Source organism: Paraprevotella sp., assembly GCF_986071375.1.
On sequence record NZ_CFQRNQ010000037.1, the window covers coordinates 1 to 8061 of the forward strand.

Genomic DNA, 8061 nt, shown 5'->3' on the forward strand with positions numbered 1-8061 from the left:
AGCCTATTTCTCAATAACTTTGCTCTACTTTTCCATATCTCACCGATTATTGCTAACTTTGTTCCACAAATATCAAACATAGCAACATGAATTACGGATTTGTCAGAATTGCCACAGCCATCCCCGGCGTAAAAGTAGGAGATTGCAAATATAATGCGCAACAAATTGAAAGTTTGATTATTCAGGCGGAAGGTAAAGGCGTAGAAATCATTTGTTTTCCGGAACTTAGCATCACGGCTTACACTTGCGGTGACTTGTTTGCCCAACAACTGCTGCTCGACGAGGCGGAAATGTGCCTTATCAGCATCCTCGACTTCACCCGCTCATTGGACATCATCTCTATCATAGGACTGCCTGTCGCTTACCACGGCACGCTGCTGAATTGCGCGGCAGTGATACAAAAAGGAAAAATTTTAGGGCTTATCCCCAAAACTTACCTGCCCAACTACAAGGAATTCTATGAACAACGCTGGTTCACGTCCGGCGATGTGCACGGAAACAGCAATGTATTGGTTTGCGGGCAAATGGTGCCGCTGAGCCGCCACTTGGTCTTCAACACTCCCTCTTGCTGTTTCGGTGTGGAAATCTGCGAAGACGTATGGGCCCCCATCCCCCCCAGTTCCGAATTGGTACTCCAGGGAGCAGAAATCATTTTCAATCTTAGCGCAGACAATGAAGGCGTAGGCAAACAAGACTATCTCAAATCCTTGTTGGCACAACAAAGTGCAAGATGCCTCGCCGGTTATGTATTTTCGGGGGCAGGATTCGGAGAAAGCACACAGGATGTTGTTTTTGCCGGCAAGGCTCTTATCTACGAAAACGGGATGCTGTTGGCGGAAAACGAACGTTTCTCTTTTAAAGAGCAATTGGTTTACAGCGAAATAGACGTAGAATGCCTGCGTGCGGAAAGGCGTGTGAACACCACGTTCAGCGCCTCCATCGCCCGGCTGAGACCGCACGATACCATGCGGATAGATACCGAACTCTTCGCTTCCAAGGACATCGAATTAAGCCGTAAGGTTGACCCGATGCCTTTTGTCCCGGCAGGAAAGGCACTGAATGAACGGTGCGAAGAAATCTTTGCCATACAGATAGCAGGACTGGCCAAAAGATTGGTACATACACAAACACAGACCGTAGTCATCGGGATTTCCGGCGGACTGGATTCCACCCTTGCCCTGTTGGTCTGCACCAAGACGTTCGACAAATTAGGACTTTCGCGCAAAGGCATCGTCGGTGTGACCATGCCTGGCTTCGGGACCACCAACCGTACTTATACCAATGCCGTCAACCTTATGAAAAGCCTGGGGGTGACCCTACGAGAAATCAGCATCAAAAAGTCCTGCATACAACATTTTGAGGACTTGGGCTTCGACATGGCCAACCATAATGTGACGTATGAAAACGCACAGGCACGCGAACGTACGCAGATATTGATGGATGTGGCCAACCAGATGAACGGCATGGTAGTGGGAACCGGTGACTTGTCGGAACTGGCTCTGGGATGGGCCACGTACAACGGCGACCACATGAGCATGTACGGCGTCAACGCCTCTATCCCCAAGACGTTGGTGAAACATTTGGTCAAGTGGGTGGCCGACAGTATTATTGACGAACCATCCCAAGCCACCTTGCTGGATATCGTGGACACTCCGATTAGCCCCGAACTGATACCGGCAGACGAAAATGGCAACATCAGCCAGAAGACAGAAGACTTGGTCGGCCCTTACGCACTACATGACTTTTTCCTATATTATACCTTGCGTTTCGGTTTCCGCCCGTCCAAGATATTCTATCTGGCCCAATATGCTTTTGCCGGAAAGTATACAGACGAAGTGATAAAGAAATGGCTGACAACGTTTTTCCGCCGTTTCTTCTCCCAACAGTTTAAGCGTTCCTGCCTGCCCGACGGTCCTAAAGTGGGAAGCTGTAGCCTGAGTCCTCGTGGAGATTGGCGAATGCCTAGCGACGCGTCGGCTGCGGCATGGATGGATGAATGCAACAACTTGCAGGCCTGACCCCATATCAAAAAAGAAACGGTGTATTCCCCCTCTTCTGGCGGAACACACCGTTTCTTTTTATTCCATCTGGCACTTCCCTCTTCTACTCTCCATCGCCTTCAAATCTCAATGTCTCCACTTTCTCCAGTCTCGATTTAAGACGTGGCATGCTCCCTTTCCGAATACGCAGCGTCATGCTGCAATCGTGTTCATACCCTTGACAGACAATAGAAGGCTCTTCCTCCTTGACAATGCGCATGACGGAATTCATGAAAGGATACTCAAAGAAAAAGGTGATTTCCTCGTCCACCGTTTTTTCTATAATCCGGGCCGCCTGTATGGCTTCGATGGCTGCTGCCTTATAGGCCTGTATCAGGCCGCTCGTCCCCAACTTGATTCCACCGAAATAACGGATGACGACAATCAAGACATCCGTAAGCCCGTAAGAATTAATCTGTCCCAAAATCGGTTTCCCGGCTGTACCGGAAGGCTCCCCGTTGTCATTGGCACGGAAATCCTTCCGTTCGTGTCCCAACATGTAGGCATAGCAACAATGGCGTGCATCGTAATACTTCTTTTGATAGTGCTCCACCTGCTCTTTCACTTCGTCTATCGTATGCACTGGGTGAATAAAAGCCAGGAATTTACTCCGTTTCTCGCTATACTCCCCTTCTGCCGGTGCTGTTATCGTCTTATATACGTCATTTCCTTCCATATCCCTACTGTTCAAAAAACTCCGGCTACCGGATTCTACCGGCAACCGGAGTTGCAAAGATACTTATTTTTTCCTTACGACAGTTTATGAATCACCAGTCCGCTACGTAATTTAGGCTCGAACCAAGTAGCTTTTGGGGGCATGATTTTCCCGCAATCTGCTATATCCATGATTTGCTGCATAGACACTGGATACAGTGCCAACGCCATTTTCATCTCGCCGCTGTCGCAACGTCTTTTCAGTTCGTCCAAACCACGCAGTCCTCCTACGAAATCAATCCGCTTATCCCTACGTAAATCCTTAATTCCCAAAATCTTATCCAATATAAGCCGACTACTGATAGTCACGTCAAGCACATCAATCGGATCGTCTTCATCAAAACGTCCCGGAAGTACACGCAACCTGTACCATTTTTCATCCAGATAAAGCGAAAACTCATGAGGTCGCATAGGTTTGTACACCGAACAGCCCGTGCAAGCCACTTCGAAATCCTTCTCCAAAGCCTGCAAGAACTCATCCGAAGTATGGCAGCCCAGGTCTTTCACCACACGGTTGTAATCCAATATAGTCAGTTCGCTTGCAGGGAAGCACACGGCCATAAAATAATTGTATTCCGCCTCGGGGTGCGTCCTGCCATGGGCTAAAGCTTTCTCTTGTCCCACCAAAGCTGCCGCAGCCGTACGATGATGGCCGTCTGCAATGTACAACGCGGGAATAGCTGCAAATTCTTTCGTAATCGCATCAATATCCGCTTCATTATCCACAAGCCAGAACCGATGGCGGAAACCGTCGAGCGGGGCAACGAAATCATATTCCGGCTCATGCCTTGCATATTGGTCTATCAAGGAAGCCAACGCGGCATTGTCGGGATAAGCCAGAAAAACCGGTTCTATGTTCGCATCCGTAATACGGATATGCTTCATCCGGTCTTCTTCCTTTTCGTGCCGCGTCAGTTCGTGCTTTTTGATTACCCCGTCCATATAGTCCTTGACCGAAGCTCCCAACACGATGCCGTGCTGTGTCCGCCCGTTCATGGTCTGTGCATAAATATAATACATGGGCTTAGCGTCTTCCACCAACCAGCCGTTACGTTGGAACTTGGCAAAGTTCTCAGCCCCCTTCTCATACACACATGCAGCGTATTCATCCGTCCCCTCCGGAAAATCTATCTCCGGACGAATCACGTGATATAGCGACATTTCGTTATCGCCTGCCTCTATACGGGCTTCTTCCGAACTGAGCACGTCGTACGGACGGCACTCTACCCGTTCCACCAAATCCTTAGGCGGACGAAGCCCCTTAAACGGTTTAACCCAAGCCATAGCCCCTGCAATTATTTATTTACCTGGTATTTCGTACATCCGTCCTTGAAGAATGCGGCAATCTGATGTGCCGCAGCCACTCCGGCGTTGATATTGGCCTCGGCTGTTTGCGCACCCATCTTCTTAGGTGTAGAGAAATAACGGCCTTCCAGCATACGGAAATCTGCATCCGTTTCCGGCATGATGTCCGTGACATACTTCAGGTCTGTACGCTCCTGCATCAATTTCAGCAATTCGGGTTCATTAATTACCTCTTTCCGGGCCGTATTGACCAACACTCCTCCCTTGGGCATCTTGCCGACCAAGGCATAATTGATGCTTTGACGCGTCTCTGCCGTAGCCGGGATATGCAAGGAAACCACTTCGCACTGTTCAAACAACTCATCTTGCGAAGAGACAGCCTTCACCCCATCGGATTCTATGGCCGCCGCAGGACAATATGCGTCGTAAGCATAAACATCCATGTCGAATCCTTTTGCGATATGCGCGACGCGACGACCGACATTACCGTAGGCCAAGATTCCTAATTTCTTTCCTTTCAACTCCGTACCGGCCTTTCCATTATAAAAGTTACGTACGGCGAATACCAACATTCCGAACACCAGTTCGGCTACGGCGTTGGAATTCTGGCCGGGTGTATTCATCACCACCACCCCGTGCGCGGTAGCAGCCTCCAAATCCACATTATCGTAACCGGCTCCGGCGCGGACAACGATTTTTAAGTTCTTCGCCGCATCAAAAACTTCATTATCTATCTTATCACTGCGGATTATCATGGCCTCCACGTCGGCCACTGCCGCCAGAAGTTGTGCCTTCTCCGTATATTTCTCCAACAAAACGACTTCCAATCCGGCTGTCTCTGCAACCTCTTTGATACCGTCCACTGCAACTTTTGCAAACGGTTTTTCTGTAGCAATCAATATTTTAGCCATAGTTATTTTATTTAAATACATCCCATAAATAAACAGGCACACCTCTGTACAAGGCGCGCCTGTCTTTATAGCCTCTTAATGCTGAGCTTCAAAGTCTTTCATGCTTTGTATCAATGCCTGCACACCTTCTATCGTTTGTGCGTTGTAGCATGAAGCACGGAAACCGCCTACGCTACGGTGGCCTTTTATGCCCACCATGCCGCGCTCCGTAGCAAACTGCAAGAAGTCGGCTTCCAATTCTTTATATTCGTCGTTCATTACAAAACAAATATTCATATATGAACGGTCTTCTGCCTTTACAGTTCCACGGAACAACTTGTTACGTTCTATTTCGGTATAAAGCATGTCCGCACGTTCTTTCGCACGCTTGTCCATCGCTTCCACACCACCGTTTTGCTTCACCCATTCCAAATTCTTCATGGCACAGTAGATGGGTACCACTGGAGGCGTATTGAACATGGAACCATTTTTCACATGGGTCATGTAATCCAACATTGTGGGAATCTGGCGGCTTACCTTATTCAAAGCTTCGTCCTTTACGATAACGATATTCACTCCGGCCATAGATACGTTTTTCTGTGCTCCGGCGTAAATACAATTATATTTGCTCACATCTACCGGACGAGAGAATATATCCGACGACATATCCGCAATCAAAGGAACAGGACTGTCCAAATCATAGCGCATTTCCGTTCCGAAAATCGTATTGTTTGTCGTAATATGCAAATAATCGGCATCAGCCGATACCGTAAAGTTTTTCGGAATATAGGTATAGTTGTCTTCGGCCGAAGAAGCTACTTCAACCACTTCACCGAACAACTTTGCTTCTTTCATAGCCTTCTTGGCCCATGTACCTGTATTCAAATAGGCTGCCTTCTTCTCCAAAAAGTTATAGGGAACACGACAGAATTCCGTACTGGCACCTCCTGCCAGAAAAACAACCGAATAACCGGCCGGTAGGTCGAGTAATTCTTTTACCAATTTTACAGCCTTGTCTACTACAGGCTGGAAGTTCTTTGCCCTATGGCTAATTTCCATCAGGGAAAGACCGCTACCCTCAAAATCCAAGCATGCAGCTGCTGTTGCCTCTATTACTTCACGCGGCAACATGGATGGACCTGCATTAAAATTATACTTCTTCATCTAATTTGTAAAACTTAAGATTAATTATCAGTTACTCTAAGCATAACATCTGCGAAAGTAGAAAATAAAATCCATAAAAGCAACGATTGAAACCACATTTTTTAAGCCAAGCGCTTTTTTTACTATCATATATTATAAAAAACGGCTTTTAACCCTTACAACTCGTAATCTTATTTTGTCTTTTCTATAATCGTCTTAAGACCTTTTATCTTTTGGCCAGACACAGTTTCCAAGGTTTCTTTTAGCAAATTTCGCCTGATAGCAGCAAAAGCATAATGTTCTTTCACATCTACTCGTCCGACATCATCTCTTCCCAATCCTCCCACTTTTGACAAGAACCCCACAATATCCACCTTGTTGATTTTATCCTTTTTCCCTTTTCCGATATAAAGCGTCACCCACTGGGGCTTGGCAGGCTCGGGCTTAGGTCCTTCCCACACATATTCTTCGGGAATCTGCTGTATAAACTCAGGCAAGTATTCCTCCGGTCCTAATATGAGAAAGACATTTCCGGAAGCATCCCACCGCGCCGTTCGGCCGTTACGATGAATATAAGTATCTTCATTGAGCGGCAAATGATAATGGATAACATGGTCTATATTGGGTATATCCAGTCCTCGTGCAGCTAAATCCGTTGAAACAAATACATTGCATGATCCGTTACTGAACTTGTAAAGCGCACGCTCACGATCCTTCTGTTCCATTCCTCCATGAAACATTTCACACGAGATTCCTTCCTGAAGCAAATAACGGTAAACCCGTTCTACGCTTTCACGGTAGTTCACAAAAATCAAGGAACTCTTATTTCCCAAATAGCACAAAAGCTTGGACAAGACCTCCAACTTATCTTTCTTTGGAGATTTCACCGTATAAACCTTTATACGTTCTGGAATCTGCTCTTCATCTTCCAAGAAATTCAATTTCAAAAAATCGCCCTCTGATACAAATCGAGGAATAGCCGACGCATCTGTGGCCGAGAGAAGAAAACGACGTTTTAAATACGGAATTTGCGCAATTACCTCCGACATTTCTTCCTGAAAACCCATCTCAAGGCATTTGTCAAATTCGTCAATCACCAACGTATGGACATGTGAAGCATCAATATTTCCTTTATTTAAATGGTCGTTCATACGCCCCGGAGTACCTATTATAACTTGTGGGTTCAAGCTTTTCATCGTACGGTGCTCATCCATGGCCGGACGGCCGCCATAGCAACTCATGACAGGAATGCCTGTTCCCATAGACTTGAAAACTTGCTCTATTTGCAATGCCAATTCACGAGAAGGAACCAATACCACAGCTTGAAGAACATTCTCTTCTTTTAAAGATTGCACTAAAGGCAACAGATAAGCGACTGTTTTTCCCGAACCCGTCGGAGATAAAAGTACCAGGTCTTTCCCTTTTCTGTATTCCTCAACTGTGGTTTGTTGCATCGCTGTCAAACTATCTATATGCAACTTCCATAAAATTTCTTTTATATTGATATTAGTCATCACTTTACTTTTTATAATCAAACAAAATTTAAATATAAAATCCTTTATATACTATTGTCATAAGAAAAAACAAGGCCAACCTTATCGTTAAAGGCGTGAGTACCTCTGATGTATCATGACATTTACAAAGATAACACTTTTGTTTGTATCTTAAACGATAGCAGAAATAAAATTGAAACAAAATCCCAAGTAACGAATTTACACCGGAAGAACAATAGAACGTTATCCACTACTTATTTTGGATGACCTCTTCCTCGTGCCGCTTGACGCCAAGGGACGTCCGCTTCTACTGAACATCATCAAGGACAGACATGGACGGAAGTCCATCATCATCACTTCGCAAGCCTCGGTATCTAACTGGTATTATACCAACGTGACAAACCAGGGCACAAATTGTTACATCCAAATTCAATGTAACACCGTCTTTACGCCTTGAGATGGAATGGAAGCAAGTGA

At 46.0% G+C, this 8061-nt stretch carries 6 protein-coding genes and 1 pseudogene; 2 read left to right on the top strand and 5 right to left on the bottom strand.

Annotated elements, in window-relative coordinates; genetic code table 11:
- The first annotated feature begins 86 nt into the window (after positions 1–86).
- Complete coding sequence (locus AC5RDV_RS13210) at positions 87–2018, top strand: NAD(+) synthase (protein WP_130892915.1); 1932 nt, start codon at positions 87–89, stop codon at positions 2016–2018.
- An 85-nt stretch (positions 2019–2103) separates the two neighbouring features.
- Here AC5RDV_RS13210 and AC5RDV_RS13215 read toward each other — a convergent pair whose 3' ends face one another.
- The 5 genes from AC5RDV_RS13215 to AC5RDV_RS13235 all read right to left on the bottom strand — a co-directional run bounded on the left by AC5RDV_RS13215 (position 2104) and on the right by AC5RDV_RS13235 (position 7605).
- Positions 2104–2715, bottom strand: a complete 612-nt coding sequence (locus AC5RDV_RS13215; protein WP_130892916.1) for an IMPACT family protein — start codon at positions 2713–2715, stop codon at positions 2104–2106.
- Positions 2716–2789: 74 nt separating this feature from the next.
- Positions 2790–4037, bottom strand: coding sequence for a DUF1015 domain-containing protein (locus AC5RDV_RS13220; protein ID WP_130892917.1), 1248 nt, complete (start codon positions 4035–4037; stop codon positions 2790–2792).
- An 11-nt stretch (positions 4038–4048) separates the two neighbouring features.
- Positions 4049–4969, bottom strand: a complete 921-nt coding sequence (locus tag AC5RDV_RS13225) for a 3-phosphoglycerate dehydrogenase (protein WP_282748622.1) — start codon at positions 4967–4969, stop codon at positions 4049–4051.
- Positions 4970–5044: 75 nt separating this feature from the next.
- Complete coding sequence (gene serC, locus AC5RDV_RS13230; RefSeq protein ID WP_282748623.1) at positions 5045–6112, bottom strand: 3-phosphoserine/phosphohydroxythreonine transaminase; 1068 nt, start codon at positions 6110–6112, stop codon at positions 5045–5047.
- Positions 6113–6282: 170 nt separating this feature from the next.
- Complete coding sequence (locus AC5RDV_RS13235; RefSeq protein ID WP_282748624.1) at positions 6283–7605, bottom strand: DEAD/DEAH box helicase; 1323 nt, start codon at positions 7603–7605, stop codon at positions 6283–6285.
- 208 nt (positions 7606–7813) lie between these two features.
- Here AC5RDV_RS13235 and AC5RDV_RS13240 point away from each other — a divergent pair.
- A pseudogene (locus AC5RDV_RS13240) lies at positions 7814–7969 on the top strand (ATP-binding protein); the annotation flags it as partial.
- Positions 7970–8061: the final 92 nt, after the last annotated feature.